This is a genomic window from Promicromonospora kroppenstedtii DSM 19349 (assembly GCF_000515355.1).
GTDB lineage: Bacteria > Actinomycetota > Actinomycetes > Actinomycetales > Cellulomonadaceae > Promicromonospora > Promicromonospora kroppenstedtii.
Genome location: NZ_KI911591.1, coordinates 1 through 1863, shown reverse-complemented (window position 1 = coordinate 1863; position 1863 = coordinate 1). Strand labels below are relative to the sequence as shown.

Sequence of the window (1863 nt, the reverse complement as noted above, 5' to 3'; positions counted from 1 at the left end):
CCTTCCGCGACGTCCGCGCCGCGGTCGGCGCCGACTCGCTCGACGCGGAGACCGACGACGCCGACGGCAGCGCGAAGGAGAAGGGCTACGGCGTCACCGCTGCCCCGATCTTCGCCCCTCCCCGTGGTCGACGTCGAGGACAAGATCCTCGTCGACATGGCCTTCGCCGCCATGACCGACGACGGAGGCCCGCCATCTGCGAGCTCGCCTACGGCTTCACCGAGTACGAGCCGGTCCCCGACCCCGGACGATCGGCCACCGCATGGGCCTCTCGAAGGCGACCGTGCAGCGCAAGCGTCAGAAGGCGCTTGGCCAGTCACGCAAGGCCCTTGGCGTGGCTCTCGCGGAGGAGAACTGACATGGACACCATCACCTTCCTGCACCCGGCGACCCGCGTCCGCATGACGGGCGACGTCGTCGACACCCAGGTCCAGACCGGCGAGCTCCTCGTCGAGCGCACCGACGACGGCTCGCGCGTGTGGGTCAAGCCGGGTGATGTGCGGTGAGCGAGCACCTCCACGTGAGCATCCCGCCCGCCCGCTTCCGCGCCTCGGGCGAGCCGCCCGACGTCGCCGAGGTCGAGCGCGTGCGCGAGCCAGCTAAGCCGACGGCCTACACGATCGCCCCTACCGACGAGACGTGCTCCCTGCATCCGCACGACCACCTGTGGTGGGTCGAGATCTCGACGGGCGAGGCTGCCCTCTGGTGCGACCGTTGCGGCACGTCGAACCTGCCGGCTCGCCCCCACGCGAACCCACACCCCGCCCGCGCTACACCTGGCGCGCGTTCCTCACCGACCTGAGAGGCCTCCTCCGACCGTGATCGTTGTCCACACCAAGCCTCGTTGCGTCCAGTGCGACGCCGTGAAGCGCTACCTCGACCGCCACGGCCTGGAGTTCGTCGAGGTCCCGCTCACCCCCGCCTCGACCGCCGCCTTCCAGGCCGCCGGCATCCTCGCCGCCCCGTCGTCGAGCTGCCCGGCGAGGAGCCCTTCGGCGGGTTCCGCGCGCCGTTGCTCGACGCCTGGCGGGTGAAGAACGGAGGGAAGTAGCCACGTGAGTTGCGCAAGGTGCCTTGCGTGACTTACGGTAGAGGCACTCCCCCAGGGAGCCGGATCGGCCGGCTTCCACGTCCGGCCTCGGGCCAGGAAGGAGGGCCCTCATGGCCTCCACGACTGTCACCCCGAGCACCTTCGCTGTGCTGACCGACTCGGTCGAGGCCGCTGGCCGTTCCGGGTCGAGATCCGGGGCACCGAGTACGTGCTCGACACGTACGGCTGGGGCGTTCGGCGGCGACGCGCGCGGCGAGTACATGACCCTCCCCGTCTTCCCCGTCGGCGGAGGCGACCGCCGGAAGGTGACCGTCCGCGACAACACACCCGCGCGCGTGCTGTCGTACGTCGGCAACTGGGACCCGAACCGCGAGGTCTTCGTCTGACCCACCCCCGCCAGGCCCCCGCCCCTACCTGGGACGGGGGCCTTCGTCGTTTCGTGACTCCGTCCCCCGCAAGACCTTCCCGGCAACGGAGTTACGAGGTATCGTCCCAGCATGACCGACCACGCCTATACGCGGATCTCATTCGACTCCCGAGTCTCCGGCTCGATCGCCAAGCAACGCGCGCGGCTCGCCCGCCACTCCCCGACGCCGTCGTCTACGAGGAGCGCTCCGTCTCCGGCGCGAAGGTGCCCTTCGCCGACCGGGACGAGGGAGCCCGGCTCCTCGCCGCCCTCCAGCCCGGCGACCGCGTGCTCGCGACGAAGATCGACCGCGTCGCTCGCAACGTCCGCGACCTCCTTGACCTCGTCGAGCGCATCGAGCGCGAGGGCGCGTCTATCGTCTTCGTCGACCAGTCGATCGACACGA

General features: G+C 70.6%; 4 protein-coding genes. All 4 read left to right on the top strand.

Features of this window, described 5'->3' with window-relative positions:
- Positions 1–359 precede the first annotated feature (359 nt).
- Entirely contained in the window at positions 360–506 is a 147-nt protein-coding gene (locus tag PROKR_RS32325; protein ID WP_157601818.1) for a hypothetical protein, read from the top strand.
- Between the two features lie 312 nt (positions 507–818).
- Entirely contained in the window at positions 819–1034 is a 216-nt protein-coding gene (locus PROKR_RS38140) for a glutaredoxin domain-containing protein (RefSeq protein WP_051432615.1), read from the top strand.
- 127 nt (positions 1035–1161) lie between these two features.
- Complete coding sequence (locus PROKR_RS02720; RefSeq protein ID WP_036959385.1) at positions 1162–1437, top strand: hypothetical protein; 276 nt, start codon at positions 1162–1164, stop codon at positions 1435–1437.
- Between the two features lie 53 nt (positions 1438–1490).
- On the top strand, positions 1491–1863 hold a 373-nt coding region (locus tag PROKR_RS33565), incomplete at its 3' end, for a recombinase family protein (protein WP_169736300.1).